The organism is Vibrio sp. PID17_43, from assembly GCF_002608565.1.
Lineage (GTDB): Bacteria > Pseudomonadota > Gammaproteobacteria > Enterobacterales > Vibrionaceae > Vibrio.
In genome coordinates this window covers 13,501-29,145 of sequence record NZ_LIXM01000012.1, presented here as the reverse complement: position 1 = coordinate 29,145, position 15,645 = coordinate 13,501, and the positions used below count along the sequence as shown (strand labels likewise).

Annotated in this window: 14 protein-coding genes and 1 tRNA gene; 11 read left to right on the top strand and 4 right to left on the bottom strand. The window is 45.8% G+C overall.

All coding sequences use genetic code 11. The annotated features are described in order from the left end of the window. Positions 1-2: 2 nt before the first annotated feature. The 3 genes from luxU to uvrB form a co-directional block, all read right to left on the bottom strand. Positions 3-344, bottom strand: coding sequence for a quorum-sensing phosphorelay protein LuxU (gene luxU, locus AK965_RS10135; RefSeq protein WP_099079497.1), 342 nt, complete (start codon positions 342-344; stop codon positions 3-5). Next, a complete protein-coding gene (luxO, locus tag AK965_RS10130; protein ID WP_172438121.1) occupies positions 341-1,744 on the bottom strand; it encodes a quorum-sensing sigma-54 dependent transcriptional regulator LuxO in 1,404 nt (467 codons plus the stop codon). The genes luxU and luxO overlap by 4 nt, the downstream gene beginning before the upstream one ends. Positions 1,745-2,060: 316 nt before the next feature. Next, positions 2,061-4,091: an excinuclease ABC subunit UvrB gene (gene uvrB / locus AK965_RS10125; RefSeq protein ID WP_099079496.1), complete on the bottom strand. Its 2,031-nt coding sequence runs from the start codon at positions 4,089-4,091 to the stop codon at positions 2,061-2,063. A 555-nt stretch (positions 4,092-4,646) separates the two neighbouring features. On the opposite strand from uvrB, the gene AK965_RS10120 reads away from it, so the two are divergent. The 9 genes from AK965_RS10120 to gloA all read left to right on the top strand — a co-directional run bounded on the left by AK965_RS10120 (position 4,647) and on the right by gloA (position 12,325). Next, positions 4,647-4,722: transfer RNA gene (locus tag AK965_RS10120), tRNA-Asn, on the top strand. A 347-nt stretch (positions 4,723-5,069) separates the two neighbouring features. Continuing rightward, positions 5,070-5,648 (top strand): electron transport complex subunit RsxA, encoded by a 579-nt coding sequence (gene rsxA, locus AK965_RS10115; RefSeq protein ID WP_099079495.1) that lies wholly within the window; start codon positions 5,070-5,072, stop codon positions 5,646-5,648. Positions 5,649-5,651: 3 nt separating this feature from the next. Continuing rightward, positions 5,652-6,245: an electron transport complex subunit RsxB gene (gene rsxB / locus AK965_RS10110; RefSeq protein WP_099079494.1), complete on the top strand. Its 594-nt coding sequence runs from the start codon at positions 5,652-5,654 to the stop codon at positions 6,243-6,245. 8 nt (positions 6,246-6,253) lie between these two features. Further along, positions 6,254-8,779 carry an electron transport complex subunit RsxC gene (gene rsxC, locus AK965_RS10105; RefSeq protein WP_099079493.1) on the top strand — a complete coding sequence of 842 codons (2,526 nt, stop codon included), beginning with the start codon at positions 6,254-6,256 and terminating at the stop codon, positions 8,777-8,779. Then, on the top strand, positions 8,779-9,825 hold the full coding sequence (rsxD, locus tag AK965_RS10100; RefSeq protein WP_099079492.1) for an electron transport complex subunit RsxD: 1,047 nt from the start codon (positions 8,779-8,781) through the stop codon (positions 9,823-9,825). Before rsxC ends, rsxD begins: the two co-directional genes overlap by 1 nt. Positions 9,826-9,832: 7 nt before the next feature. After that, positions 9,833-10,471 (top strand): electron transport complex subunit RsxG, encoded by a 639-nt coding sequence (gene rsxG / locus AK965_RS10095; protein ID WP_099079491.1) that lies wholly within the window; start codon positions 9,833-9,835, stop codon positions 10,469-10,471. After that, positions 10,464-11,156, top strand: a complete 693-nt coding sequence (locus AK965_RS10090) for an electron transport complex subunit E (protein WP_099079490.1) — start codon at positions 10,464-10,466, stop codon at positions 11,154-11,156. Before rsxG ends, AK965_RS10090 begins: the two co-directional genes overlap by 8 nt. A 79-nt stretch (positions 11,157-11,235) precedes the next feature. Then, positions 11,236-11,877 carry an endonuclease III gene (gene nth, locus AK965_RS10085; RefSeq protein WP_099079489.1) on the top strand — a complete coding sequence of 214 codons (642 nt, stop codon included), beginning with the start codon at positions 11,236-11,238 and terminating at the stop codon, positions 11,875-11,877. A 31-nt stretch (positions 11,878-11,908) separates the two neighbouring features. Then, a complete protein-coding gene (gene gloA / locus AK965_RS10080) occupies positions 11,909-12,325 on the top strand; it encodes a lactoylglutathione lyase (RefSeq protein WP_099079488.1) in 417 nt (138 codons plus the stop codon). Positions 12,326-12,408: 83 nt separating this feature from the next. Here the strand turns inward: gloA and AK965_RS10075 are convergent, their stop codons facing one another. Further along, on the bottom strand, positions 12,409-13,290 hold the full coding sequence (locus AK965_RS10075; RefSeq protein WP_099079487.1) for an OmpA family protein: 882 nt from the start codon (positions 13,288-13,290) through the stop codon (positions 12,409-12,411). Between the two features lie 337 nt (positions 13,291-13,627). Between AK965_RS10075 and rnt the strand changes: the two genes are divergently transcribed. Continuing rightward, entirely contained in the window at positions 13,628-14,272 is a 645-nt protein-coding gene (rnt, locus tag AK965_RS10070; RefSeq protein ID WP_099079486.1) for a ribonuclease T, read from the top strand. A 28-nt stretch (positions 14,273-14,300) separates the two neighbouring features. Then, entirely contained in the window at positions 14,301-15,626 is a 1,326-nt protein-coding gene (locus AK965_RS10065; protein WP_099079485.1) for a Na+/H+ antiporter family protein, read from the top strand. Positions 15,627-15,645: the final 19 nt, after the last annotated feature.

Here is a 15,645-nt window from a genome sequence, read left to right as displayed (position 1 = left end):
GATTACGTCCACAAGCAATAAGCATCACGTGTAACGCGCAACAAATCTAACATCATCGCTATCTCTTCACAGTCTTCACCTAGTTCATCAGCTTTCGCTTTCTTATCGATATCAGTGGCTAAAGCGCATAACCGATCCGCACCAAAACTCGCAGCGCTGCTTTTCAACGCATGACTGATCTCTTTCAAATACACCAACTGTTCTGTATGGTGATTTTGAGATAAATGAACGATATAGCTATCCATTTCCCCTAGGAAAATTTCAAGCAATACCGGGACGTTATCTCTACCAATTTCGGCTGCAAGTTCGTCTATCTTTTGCTGATTTAATACGCCCGTGCTCATGCGTTTTGTCTTTCCACCTTGCTATTCCAAGCTTGCAACTTACGATAAATGGTTGATGGGCTGACATCCAAATAACCAGCAGCTCGGGGAATATTTCCATCACAAGCTTGTATCGCTTGTTCAATTGCCATTTTTTCACTCATCCATAACGGCATAATATCTGAGGTCGTCATTGATTTTGGATGAACAGCACTTATCATCGATTGACTTACAAATGGTTGGTTCAATGGTGGTGGCAGCATGTCCAGCGTAATTTCTTTACCGTTGTTCAACACCACAATATTACGCAACACGTTTTGTAACTGACGAACGTTACCCGGCCACTCGTAACGATTAAATTTATCGATGACATCTGGCGAGAAACGAGCAAAACTCTTCCCCTCTTCGTGAGACATGTACCCTAATAACGAATAAGCAATCTCAATCACGTCTTCCCCACGCTCACGCAATGGTGGTAAATGTAATGGAATCACATACAGGCGATAGTATAGGTCCTCACGAAAACGACCTTCTTGAACTTCCTTCCATGGGTCACGATTGGTGGCACACACAAAGCGAACATCCACACTCTTCATTTTCGAAGAGCCTACTTTTTGAAATGTACCAGTCTGGATGAAACGTAACAATTTGGTTTGCAGTTCCAAATCCATTTCACATAATTCATCCAGAAACAGAGTGCCACCGTCGGCCAACTCAGCCGCCCCTTGGCGATCATTCGCGGCGCCCGTAAACGCACCTTTCACATGGCCAAACAACTCACTCTCTATCAGATCTTTAGGGATAGCGGCACAGTTAATGGCGATAAACGGTTTATCTCCGCGCTTGCTTGCTGCATGAATCGCTTCTGCACACACCTCTTTACCAGTGCCACTTTCACCAGTAATAAAAATACTCGCTTTACTGCTGGCCGCTGAATCAATAGTACGATAAACCTGTTGCATCGTTTGGCTACTGCCAATGAAGCCTTGATAGTTCAGGTTGCCCGGATTATCCGATTCATTTTTCATTTTTGTTGCTTTACGAATCGCATTATTTACAGTAACGCGTAGACGATCCGCTTCACAAGGTTTGATAAGGAAATCTTGTGAACCATGACGCATCGCCTCTACTGCTGTATCAATAGATCCATGAGCCGTCATGAAAATGATCGGGACGTCTGGATGACTTTCCTTGACCTCATGTAATACGTTCATGCCCGTCATGTCAGGTAAACGAAGGTCAAGCAGAATGAGATCGGGAATCCGGTGTTTTAGGCTTTCAATTGCGTCTCTACCTGTTCCAACAATGTGGATATCTATACCTAATGGCGTTAGGTAAGAGCGGTACAGTGCCGCAACGGATGCGGTATCTTCAACCATCAAAAGGTAACGTGACTTCGGACCAGGTTGGTTTTGTTGCATATGCTAGCTAACTTTTTGTTGTGTTTCACACAATAATCGCATTACGCATTGCATTTTGCAAATCCACGTAAGTCATAATATGGCTACATCAACATAAGAATCTAAGTATCAAGCGCTTATAAACTGGTACAGTCGATGCTGAGCGAATATTGACCCTTCGGGTCACCTCGCCAACTGACGTTGTTCGTGAACGCAACAAGCTGTTCACAAAACAAGCCAATAGAGCTTACTCCCTATTGGCTTATTTTTTATCTACTTTATTGGTGGAAAATACCCAAGCACATCTTAGCGCTTGGGCAAAGAGTGAGCTATTGGGTTAACTATTTGCAATAAACTGCGCGCGAAGCTTCTCTATCTCATCGCGTTTTTGTGCCGCTAGTTCAAACTCAAGATCCTGAGCATGCTGGTACATGGCGGCTTCCAAACGACTGATCTCTTTTTCAAGTTGCTGGGGCGACATGACCTCGTAATTCTGAGCATCCTCTGCCACTTTTGACAATGGCACTTGCTTGTTGTTGCGCTGACGCTTGGACTTAGTGATATCACCCAGCTCCAGGATGTCTTTAATATTCCGTTTCAGCGCCTGTGGCTCAATCCCCATCTCTGCGTTATAGGCTTTTTGTTTTTCACGACGACGATCAGTTTCCTCCATTGCTTTCTTCATTGATTTGGTAATCGAATCGGCATAAAGAATTGCCTTACCACTAATGTTTCGCGCTGCACGGCCAATGGTCTGAATCAGCGAACGTTCAGAACGTAAAAAGCCCTCTTTATCCGCATCAAGAATCGCTACTAGCGAGACTTCTGGCATATCCAAACCTTCTCGTAGCAAGTTAATACCCACCAACACATCAAATTCACCCAAACGTAGATCGCGGATGATTTCTACACGTTCAACTGTATCAATATCAGAGTGGAGGTAACGCACACGAACATCATGCTCATGCAGGTATTCAGTTAAATCCTCCGCCATGCGTTTAGTTAATGTAGTGACTAGAACACGCTCATCTTTCGCGGCACGAATGCGGATCTCTGACAACAAGTCATCGACCTGTGTAGTCACGGAGCGAACTTCCAGCTCAGGATCCAACAGGCCTGTCGGACGAACCACCTGATCAGCAATTTCACCCGCAGACTTTTCAAGTTCATAATTCCCCGGCGTCGCAGAAACGAATATGGTCTGTGGGGAGATTGACTCAAATTCTTCAAATTTCATTGGGCGGTTATCAAGCGCAGACGGAAGACGAAAACCAAATTCCACCAGCGTCTCTTTACGTGAACGATCCCCTTTATACATCGCGCCAATCTGCGGTACGGTCACGTGGGACTCATCAATGATAAGTAAGCCATCGTGAGGTAAATAATCAAACAGTGTCGGTGGCGGCTCACCCTCAGCACGCCCACTCAAATAACGAGAGTAGTTCTCAATGCCCGAACAAAAGCCGAGTTCGTTCATCATTTCAATATCAAATTGGGTACGCTGGCTAATCCGTTGTTCTTCCAAAAGCTTGTTGTTATCCAACAATTGCTTTTTACGCATTTCAAGTTCAACTTTGATTTTTTCGATCGCTTCAAGTACGCGATCTCGTGGAGTAACATAGTGCGTTTTGGGATAAATCGTATAACGCGGTAAATCACGCTGTTTGACCACGCCAGTCAGTGGATCGAATACGCTGATACAATCCACCTCATCATCAAACATCTCAATACGTACTGCATCTTGATCTGATTCTGCCGGGAAGATATCAATCACTTCCCCTCGAACACGGAACTGACCGCGCTCAAACGCCACGTCATTGCGCGAGTATTGTAGCTCTGCGAGACGACGTAACATATCACGCTGATCGATCACATCACCACGACGCAAATGAAGCATCATCTGCAAGTAAGCTTCTGGGTCACCCAGACCATAGATAGCAGAAACAGAAGCAACAATAATGGCGTCTTTACGTTCTAATAGTGCTTTGGTTGCCGACAAGCGCATCTGCTCTATATGTGCATTAACCGACGCATCTTTCTCAATGAAGGTGTCGGTGGTCGGAACATAAGCTTCTGGTTGATAATAGTCGTAGTAAGAGACGAAGTACTCCACGGCGTTATTAGGAAAGAATGACTTCATTTCTCCATACAGCTGTGCAGCAAGCGTTTTGTTGGGGGCAAGCAAGATGACCGGTCGCTGAGACTCAGCAATCACATTTGCTAACGTGAACGTTTTGCCCGACCCCGTTACACCCAAAAGGGTTTGGTGAGCGAGGCCCGCATCTATCCCTTCTAGCAACTGCTTAATGGCAGCTGGTTGATCACCTGATGGCTGATAATCAGAAACCAGTTCATACACTTTACTCATACCCTTCCTCGAAACTACTGCACTTGGTCTGTATATATACACCTTTGTAGGCGAAATCCATTCCAGGCTATGTTTTATCGCCAATTGTTATGAAATTTTGCACTTTGTTGACTTTATTCTAGCCTTCTTCATGCGGCTCTGATATAGTCCTCCGCCCTAGTTGATGAATCCCCAAACTCATCACATTATAGTGTCCACACCTTTTCCCCAGAAATACCCAAAAACTATCTTTATCCCCAAAAAACTGTTTTTTATTCACTTCGAATAAATTTGACACAATTAAAATAAATCATTGTTTTAGCTAGTTATTATACACATTCATTTACCTGAAACATCAGAGTAAATAAAACAAGCTGCATAATAAGCAAGGTTACTCAGAATTCATCAACATAGTTATCCACAATTTTAGTGGATAACTATCACTAGCCCTTTACTGCCAATGAGTGCGAAAAAGTAAAGACCGAAATTCATTTTTTTCTCATCAAATTATGTTTTTTAGTATTGACACCCTAGTATCACCTCGGTAAGATTCGTCCCGCTTTCAAGCAAAGCAATTCCTCCTTAGCTCAGTTGGTAGAGCGACGGACTGTTAATCCGCAGGTCGCTGGTTCGAGCCCAGCAGGAGGAGCCAAATTCCCGATAGAGCCGTGTCATATGACACGGCTTTTTTCGTATCTAGCTGTGGCTGACTTTTCCAAGAGACGACTGCAGACCGAATTGTCACACCGTCTTACTTACTTCATTAGCTCTTCCTATCAAATACACCAAAACAATTACGTGTTAAATCAGCAGTGGTAATGGCGTTTTTCTTTGTTAACAATCATTCATCAGACTTTTCAATTTCTTATTAATTCATCCGCTCACATCACATACACGTATAATTTTCCATCGTGTGCATAAAACCACATCGTTCACTGGTTGTTATTGGTGTCACAAAACACGATAATATTGAGATCGGATTTTAAGAACGTATGAACTATGACCGAATATATTTTGTTGTTAGTCGGCACTGTGTTGGTGAACAACTTTGTACTGGTAAAGTTTTTAGGCTTGTGTCCTTTTATGGGCGTGTCTAAAAAACTGGAAACAGCCATTGGCATGGGCTTAGCGACAACTTTTGTACTAACGCTCGCGTCTGTGTGTGCATACCTAGTGGAAAGCTATGTATTGCGTCCACTAGGCATCGAATATTTACGAACCATGAGCTTTATTTTGGTGATCGCTGTTGTTGTACAGTTCACCGAAATGGTTGTGCACAAAACCAGCCCGACACTTTACCGTCTGTTGGGTATCTTCCTGCCATTGATCACCACAAACTGTGCGGTTCTGGGTGTTGCTCTGCTTAACATCAACGAGAACCACAACTTTATCGAATCGATCATTTACGGCTTTGGCGCTGCCGTTGGCTTCTCTTTCGTACTGATCCTATTTGCATCAATGCGCGAACGTATTGCGGCCGCTGATGTGCCTGTGCCTTTTAAAGGCGCGTCGATTGCGATGATCACCGCAGGCCTTATGTCTCTTGCCTTTATGGGCTTTACAGGTTTGGTGAAGTAAACGATGAGTACCATTTTAATTGCGATCATCGTTCTTGCTGCTCTTGCCGCTGTCTTCGGAGCCATCCTTGGTTTTGCATCGATTCGCTTCAAAGTCGAAGCGGATCCGATTGTCGATCAAATTGACTCTATTCTTCCGCAAACTCAGTGTGGTCAATGTGGCTACCCAGGCTGTCGTCCATACGCTGAAGCGATCGCTAACGGCGATAAAATCAATAAGTGTCCTCCTGGTGGTCAAGCAACCATTGAAAAACTGGCGGATCTGATGGGCGTTGAAGCGGAAGAATCAGCACACGATCTCGATAACAAAGTCAAAACCGTTGCTTTCATCCATGAAGACATGTGTATCGGATGTACCAAGTGTATTCAAGCGTGTCCGGTGGATGCGATTGTCGGTGGTACCAAAGCACTTCATACCGTTATCAAAGACGAGTGTACCGGTTGTGACTTGTGTGTTGCTCCTTGTCCAACTGACTGTATTGAGATGATTCCTGTGGAAACCACCACAGAGAGCTGGAAGTGGAAGCTTAACGCTATTCCAGTAGTTAACATTACGGATGCTGCCAACGCAGCGAACGTGACTGATTCAATTAAATAAGGTTTCGTATGTTGTCTTTGATTGAACAAATTCGTACTGGTTCGCTATGGGATTTCCCAGGCGGCGTGCATCCGGCAGAAAACAAAAAGCAATCCAACAAAACTGAATTGGTTCATGCCGCCATTCCGTCGGAAATCGTCCTACCTCTGAAACAACACATTGGCAAAGCGGGTAATTTATTGATTGCTGTTGGTGACACTGTGTTGAAAGGTCAACAGCTAACAGCTTCAGACAGTGGTTTCACCGTTCCTGTTCATGCACCAACTTCTGGTCAAGTGACGGCTATTGAACCACGAACCGTTGCTCACCCATCGGGTTTAAGCGAACTGTGCGCAGTGATTACGCCTGATGGTAACGATACTTGGTGTGAAAAAACGCCGGTTGCCGATTACACTCAAGAATCCGCTGATGCATTGATCGATGTGATTCGCCTTGCTGGCATTTCCGGCATGGGTGGCGCAGGCTTCCCAACGGCGAAGAAGATCCAATCGGGTATTGCGCGCACCGAAATTCTTATCGTTAACGCGGCAGAATGTGAACCTTACATCACCGCCGATGACAAACTCATGCAGGAGCATGCGGACGAACTGCTCCAAGGGATCGAGATTGTTGAGCATATCCTCAAGCCAAAACTGACCATCATCGGTATTGAAGATAACAAGCCAGCAGCAATCAAAGCACTGGAACAAGCGGCGATGAACAAAGACATCGTGATCCGCGTTATCCCAACCAAATACCCTTCAGGTGGTGAGAAGCAGCTCATCAAGATTTTGACCAATAAAGAAGTTCCAAGCGGCGCTATCCCTGCGGATATTGGCATCTTGGTCCAAAACGTTGGTTCTCTCTACTCAATTAAACGGGCAGTGATCGACGGCGAACCTATGGTGAATCGCATCGTGACTCTGACGGGTAAAACCTTCAAGCAACCGCGCAACGTTTGGGCGCTACTTGGTACGCCTGTACAAGCGCTTTTGGATGAGTTTGGCTACAAAGCAGATAAGAAACTGCAACGCCTAATCATGGGTGGTCCAATGATGGGCTTTACCCTACCCCACGCTCAGGTCCCTATCACTAAAACGACAAACTGTATTTTGGCACCGAAGCGTCGTGAGATCGCTTCTGACCAATACGAAATGGAATGTATCCGTTGTAGCCAATGTGCGGAAGCGTGTCCCGCATCGCTATTGCCGCAGCAACTTCAGTGGTACGCGAAAAGCCAAGAATACGAAAAGCTAGAAGAGCTGAACCTAAAAGACTGTATTGAATGTGGCGCGTGCGCATTTGTGTGTCCAAGCGAAATTCCACTGGTTCAATACTACCGTCAAGCGAAAGCTGAAATCCGTACTCGCGCTCAAGAAGCGGCAGCAGCTGAACGAGCTAAGCTGCGCTTTGAAGAGAAGAAAGCGCGTATGGAACGCGAAAAAGCAGAACGTGAGAATCGCTTTAAGAAAGCCGCGGATGAGCGTCGTAAAGACATGAAAGCATCTGGCGGTGACGATGCGATTGCCGCAGCGATCGCTCGTGTGAAAGCACAAAAAGAGAATGCTGAAGCGAAAACCGAGCCAACAGTGAAACCAGCGGTTGCGGCCGCGATTGCCAAAGCAAAAGCCAAACAAGCTGCTGCGGCTCAATCTGGTGCAGCCGAGCCTGATAACTCAGAAATGGCTAAACTACGCGAAGAGCGTAAACGTCTTGCTCGCGAGCGCAAAACGCAAAAAGAACAAGGCGATGGTTCTGCGGATAATGCTGATGATAAAAAATCAACAGTGGCAGCAGCGATTGCCCGTGCTAAGGCGAAGAAAGCTCAACAAGAAGATTCAACCGAATCTATCGAATCAGAAACGTCTACACAGCAAGCTGACGATCCAAAGAAAGCTGCGGTCGCTGCTGCGATTGCTCGTGCCAAAGCGCGCAAAGCTCAGCAAGAAGACTCATCTGAACCTGTAGAAGCGGAAACACCTGCTGAGCAAACTGAAGATTCAAAGAAAGCCGCTGTTGCCGCTGCCATTGCTCGTGCCAAAGCACGTAAAGCTCAGCAAGAAGGCTCATGCGAACCTGTAGAAGCGAAAACTCCTGCTGAGCAAACTGAAGATCCAAAGAAAGCCGCTGTTGCCGCTGCCATTGCTCTTGCCAAAGCACGTAAAGCTCAGCAAGAAGCACTAACAGAATCTGTAGAAACGGAAACACCTGCTGAGCAAACTGAAGATCCAAAGAAAGCCGCTGTTGCCGCTGCCATTGCTCGTGCCAAAGCGCGTAAAGCTCAGCAAGAAGCACTAACAGAATCTGTTGAAGAAGCGCCTACTGAAGAGCCAGAAGTGGATCCAAAGAAAGCCGCTGTGGCTGCTGCGATTGCTCGCGCCAAAGCACGCAAAGATCAGCAAGAAGCGCAAACAGAATCTGTAGAAGCGGAAGCACCCTCTGAAGAACCAGAAGTGGATCCAAAGAAAGCCGCTGTTGCCGCAGCCATTGCTCGCGCTAAAGCACGTAAAGCTCAGCAAGAAGCGAATAAGAACAATACTGAGGAGAACGAGTAATGTCGTTTTTTATTGCCAGTTCACCACACGCGCACAGCCGTCGCAGCACGCCTGATTTGATGAAATGGGTAGCCCTGTGTGCTATTCCTGGCTTAGTGGCTCAAACCTACTTCTTTGGTTGGGGCACCATCATTCAACTCGTATTCGCGATTGCGATCGCAGTGTCACTTGAAGCATTAGTCATGCTTGTGCGTAAGCGTTCACCAATGCGTGCACTGCGTGATAACAGTGCCATCGTGACCGCATGGCTATTAGCCGTTGCGATCCCACCATGGTCCCCTTGGTGGATCATGGTCATCGGTTTAATTTTTGCCATCGTTATTGCGAAGCACTTATACGGTGGTATTGGTCAAAACTTATTTAACCCAGCGATGGTCGCTTACGTTGTATTGCTCATCTCCTTCCCTGTCCAGATGACAAGTTGGAGCGCGCCTGTTTCATTGATGTCTGAGCACGTTACTTTTGCAGACGCGTTGTCTTTGATCTTCACTGGTTATGATTTTGATGGTTTGTCGCTGCAACAAGTTCGTGCCGGCGTGGATGGCGTGACAATGGCAACCCCATTAGATGCATTCAAAACCGGTATTCATACCGGTACAACGCCAAGTGAGGTGCTGGCGTTACCAATGTTTGGTGGACTTGCAGGTATCGGTTGGCAATGGGTAAACCTAGCTTACTTGGTTGGTGGCCTAGTGATGATCAAGAAACGCATCATCCAATGGTACATTCCTGTTGGTTTCCTAGGTAGCTTGGCACTGTTTAGCACCGTATTTAACTTGATCATGCCGGGAGAAACCGCATCACCAATCTTCCACCTACTTTCAGGTGCAACGATGTTAGGCGCGTTCTTTATCGCTACCGATCCTGTTTCAGCGTCAACGACTGTAAAAGGTCGCTTGATTTTCGGCGCTGTGATTGGTGCGTTGGTATTCATTATTCGTAGTTGGGGTGGATTCCCAGATGGCGTTGCGTTCGCTGTTCTGCTTGCCAATATGTGTGTACCGTTGATCGACTACTACACCAAACCAAGAACTTACGGTCACTGAGGTAAACATGTTAACCGCTATTAGAAAAAATGGTCTGACACTGGCGATCTTCGCCTGTGCAACAACCGGTCTTGTGGCACTGACTCAGTACCTAACAAAAGATCAAATTAAACTTCAGGAACAAAAACAATTGCTGTCGGTTCTTAACCAAGTAATTCCTGAAGAAATGCATGACAACAACCTTGTTGCGGCGTGTACTATGGTAACGGCTCCTGACCTCGGTACGGTTCGCTCAATGCCAACTTACATCGCGACCAAAAATGGTCAACCGACCGCAATGGCGATTGAGTCCATCGCCCCAGATGGCTACAACGGTGAAATCAAAATCATCACAGGTATCGACAACCAAGGGAAAATTCTGGGCACTCGTATCTTAAGCCATCAAGAAACACCAGGCTTAGGTGATAAGATTGATTTGCGCGTGACAGACTGGATCTTAAGCTTCACAGATAAGCAAGTCACCGAAGATAACTGGAATTCTTGGCGCGTACGCAAAGACGGCGGCGATTTCGATCAGTTCACTGGCGCAACCATTACCCCTCGAGCGGTAGTGAAAGCGGTCAAAAACACAGTAAACTATGTAAACAAGTCTCGTGATGAGATTTTGAATCAGCCCCTAGACTGTGCCGGAGGCAACCATGAGTGACAATAAACTGCTAATGAAAAACGGTATGTGGAGCAACAACCCTGCCCTAGTGCAACTTCTGGGTTTGTGTCCTCTACTTGCGGTTTCTTCCACCATCACTAACGCGCTCGGCTTAGGTATCGCGACTTTGTTGGTTCTCGTGGGCTCAAACGTGACGGTTTCACTGATCCGTAACTACGTACCTAAAGAAATTCGTATTCCGGTTTTCGTTATGATCATCGCAGCCTTGGTAACTTGTGTTCAACTCTTGATGAACGCTTACGCGTACGGCTTGTACCTATCATTAGGTATCTTCATTCCACTGATCGTGACCAACTGTATTATCATCGGCCGAGCAGAAGCTTACGCGTCTAAGAATGATCCACTGCCAGCAGCGCTAGATGGTTTCTGGATGGGCCTTGGTATGACAACCGTATTGGTTGTACTTGGTGCCATGCGTGAACTTGTCGGTAACGGTACGCTGTTTGATGGTGCAGACCTACTCTTAGGCGACTGGGCTGCCGCACTGCGTATTCAAGTTTTCCACTTCGATAGCAGCTTCTTATTGGCATTGTTGCCACCGGGTGCTTTCATTGGCGTCGGGCTTTTGATTGCGTTGAAAAACGTTATCGACAGCTCAATTCAGGCACGTCAGCCAAAAGAAGAAAAACCAGCCATTGAGCGCGCTCGCGTCACTAACGCATAATATAAGAATCCTAAAATCAAGGCTCTACCACTCGTAGGGCCTTTTTCATAAACCGCAAAGACGGGTTTGGAAGTCAGCAATGAACAAAGTCAAAAGAATTGAAATTCTCGAACGACTACGAGAAAACAATCCCAATCCTCAGACGGAGCTTAACTGGAGCACACCGTTTGAATTACTCATAGCCGTCCTGCTTTCAGCGCAGGCAACGGATGTCAGCGTAAACAAAGCAACAGACAAGCTCTACCCCGTTGCCAATACGCCACAAAGCATTCTTGACTTGGGTGTGGATGGCTTAAAGGAATACATCAAAACCATCGGTCTGTTTAATTCAAAAGCAGAAAACACCATTAAAACTTGTAAAATCTTGCTAGAGAAACACAACGGTGAGGTACCAGAAGATCGTGCCGCACTAGAAGCCTTACCAGGTGTGGGTCGTAAAACCGCAAACGTGGTACTGAATACCGCATTCGGATGGCCAACCATCGCGGTAGATACGCACATCTACCGTGTTTCTAACCGTACAAAGTTTGCGATGGGTAAAACCGTCGACGACGTTGAAGAAAAACTTCTTAAAGTGGTGCCAAAAGAGTTTAAGCTTGATGTACACCACTGGCTGATCCTTCATGGTCGCTACACCTGTGTGGCAAGAAAACCACGCTGCGGTAGCTGCATTATTGAAGATCTATGTGAATTTAAAGAAAAAGTGTATCCAGACGAATAACCTCTTCTGAAACAATAGCTAGGAGCAAAAAATGTCAAACGGTCGAATTCTTCACACCATGCTGCGCGTGGGTGATCTAGACAAATCCATCAAGTTCTACACTGAAGTCATGGGCATGCAGCTACTTCGTACTAACGAAAACAAAGAGTACAAATACACACTCGCGTTTCTTGGCTACGGTGACGAGTCTCAAGGCTCAGTGATCGAACTCACGTACAACTGGGGAACCACGGCGTATGACCTAGGTTCTGCATTTGGTCATATTGCGATTGGCGTCGATAACATCTACTCGACTTGTGACACGATCAAAGCGGCAGGTGGTAACGTAACTCGTGAACCAGGTCCTGTCAAAGGCGGGACAACTCACATCGCCTTTGTTAAAGACCCAGATGGTTACATGATTGAGCTAATTCAGAACAAGCAAGCTTCTTCGGGCCTAGAAGGCTAGGTACTTCCTCTCCTCTGAAACAGGCCATTTTATTGTAGGCAGGTCTGATACCTGCCTTTTGTTTATCAATCAATCCTCTCAGATTAAACCTGAGAGCGCCCAAGCGAAATCACCACTCGTCGGTTCTTATCTTTGCCAATTGGTGAACCGTTATCCGCTATTGGTCTGCGCTTGCCATATCCTTGCACTTGAATACGATCTTCAGGCAAACCTAACGACTCAAAATAAGTTCGAAGCGACTCCGCTCTTCGCTCTGACAAACTTTGACTTGCACTCTTACTGTCAGTGGAATCGGTGTAAGTCGCCACTAACACCAAATCAATGTCTTGATTATGGCGAACGTAATCAGCAATTTGGGATAAGCGCTTCTTTGACGCTTTTGTCAATTGATCACTTTGTCGTTCATAATGCAGAATCGTAAATGCAATATCTTCAAAGCTGTATTTCAGTAGATTCGCAATGCAGTCACTAAATGCATTGAACTTACTCTGAAACAGTACCGATGAAAGTGCCACTTCTATTCGTTGATCGCGACTCTGCCAATCTTGATAACTGAACGTTGGGTAACGTCCCTTTTCTAATTCAGATAAAATACCCCAAGCGGTTTGACCGCCAACGTAGCCATCAAACTGCTTGAAGAACTTAAGATTAGTAATACGATCAGCATTATCACCTGGGCGCCAAGGTGGTGGCATAGACACCAAACTGACATCACGGGTCTCTCCCATCGGGCGACGCATTTTCAACTCAAAATCCAAATTGATCTTCTTATTTGCACGAGATAAAAATACCGCGTCACCAAAACTTGGGATTGGGTGTACAAGTTGACACTCAAGCGGCGTGTTTACCACCATTTCCCATTGTGACTGCTGCGGCATCGCGACATAACGCTTACTCATTGTCGCAAAACTGCTTGCACTAAGTAATGACAGTATGACACCGCTGGTTATTAGCCATTTATTCATCTAGGTACTATCTCTCAAACGGCAGTCAATTGCCGCTATTCTGAATCAATTAAAAACAAGCGAACAGATGCAAAAAACCCGCCAACATACCGATTTCATCATGATTAATAGCCTTAGATACACCCAAGTAACCTCGAAATGCTTGGTTATAAAGATATGGCAAGCGTGTAAAATGGTAGATAACATCACAGGAATAGCAGGAGACCATTGCCTTCTTTTGGTCATAACAGTAATTGGCAAATAGCAATACAGAATTCAATTTTTCTCCTACATTGCAGTTTTTCTCATCGTCAGAATCTGCAATAATGCAGCCTTCGTCACACTAAAATAAGCCAACATGACAATAGAAAATGAAGCTCTAACCTTGAAAAAACGTTTTCGTGGTTATTTCCCAGTGGTAGTTGATGTTGAGACCGCAGGTTTCAATGCTCAAACTGACGCACTTTTAGAAATCTGCGCAGTAACACTTCGCATGGATGAAGACGGTGTTCTACATCCGGCCTCCACCATTCATTTTCATATCGAACCTTTCGAAGGCGCGAATTTAGAAAAAGAAGCGCTGGAATTCAATGGCATCCGTGACCCATTCAGCCCACTTCGTGGTGCCGTTTCTGAACAAGAAGCACTGAAAGAAATTTATAAGTTGATCCGTAAAGAGCAAAAAACGGCAGATTGCTCTCGTGCAATCATGGTCGCTCATAATGCCGCGTTCGACTTAAGCTTTGTTAATGCCGCAAACGAGCGTTGCAAACTAAAAAGAATCCCTTTCCATCCATTTGCCACTTTTGACACCGCAACGTTAAGTGGACTAGCTTATGGCCAAACCGTTCTCGCTAAAGCTTGTAAAACCGCTGAGATGGAATTCGATAATCGTGAAGCGCACTCAGCACTTTACGATACACAAAAGACAGCAGAGTTATTCTGTGGCATTGTCAATAAATGGAAGGCCCTAGGCGGTTGGCCGCTTGTTGACGAAAAATAATAAATAAACACAACATATTGGGAAAAGTATGAATCCTGTCGTTATATCTGTGTGCGTCATGTTGGTATTAGCATTGATGCGCGTAAACGTGGTGGTCGCCCTCACGTTTAGTGCCATTATTGGTGGCCTTGTTGCTGGAATGAGCCTTGGGGACACCGTTGCTGCATTTGAAAGTGGCCTTGGTGGTGGTGCGACGATTGCACTAAGCTACGCAATGCTCGGTGCATTTGCCGTTGCGATATCCAAATCTGGTATCACCGACTTACTGGCTAAGGACGTTATCAAACGCATAAATGGTAAAGACAGTTCGACATCGACCACTGGTTTGAAATACGCAGTATTGGTGGCGCTGGTATTAGTCACCATGTCTTCTCAGAACGTAATTCCTGTCCACATCGCCTTTATTCCCATTTTGATCCCGCCTCTTCTTGGTGTCTTCGCCAAGCTCAAGCTTGACCGTCGTCTGATCGCTTGTGTACTGACGTTTGGTTTGATCACACCGTATATGGTTCTACCCGTCGGCTTTGGCGGTATATTTTTGAACAATATCTTGCTAAAAAACCTTCATGAAAATGGTTTGGAGAGCGTGGTCGCGAGCCAAGTTCCTACGGCTATGTTATTGCCTGGCTTAGGTATGCTATTTGGCTTATTCATGGCAATTTTCTTTAGCTACCGCAAGCCTAGAGAATACAAAGAAAATGAATTGACTGTTGTACATGAAACGGAACACGCCATTAACAAGCAACACATTATTGTTGCGGCGATCGGTATTATCGCGGCTCTTAGTGTTCAGCTTTACACTGGCTCGATGATCATCGGTGCGCTTGCTGGATTCATGGTGTTTACGTTTGGTGGTGTGATTGCGTGGAAAGAAACGCATGACGTGTTCACTAAAGGTGTTCACATGATGGCGATGATCGGCTTCATCATGATTGCGGCGGCGGGTTTTGCTGCAGTAATGAAGCAAACCGGAGGCGTAGAAACGCTCGTTCAATCGCTATCAACTAGTATTGGTGACAATAAACCGCTTGCTGCACTGCTTATGCTTGTCGTTGGTCTATTGGTCACAATGGGTATCGGTTCGTCGTTCTCAACCATTCCAATCCTAGCCACTATCTATGTCCCACTTGCATTGGCGTTTGGCTTCTCACCGATGGCAACGATTTCGCTAGTCGGTACTGCTGCGGCACTGGGTGATGCAGGCTCTCCAGCTTCTGACTCAACATTAGGCCCAACATCAGGCCTAAATGCAGATGGCCAACACGAGCATATTTGGGAAACGGTTGTGCCAACCTTTATCCACTACAACATTCCACTGATCATCTTCGGTTGGATTGCCGCAATGGTGCTTTAGTATTGCCTATACATTGATG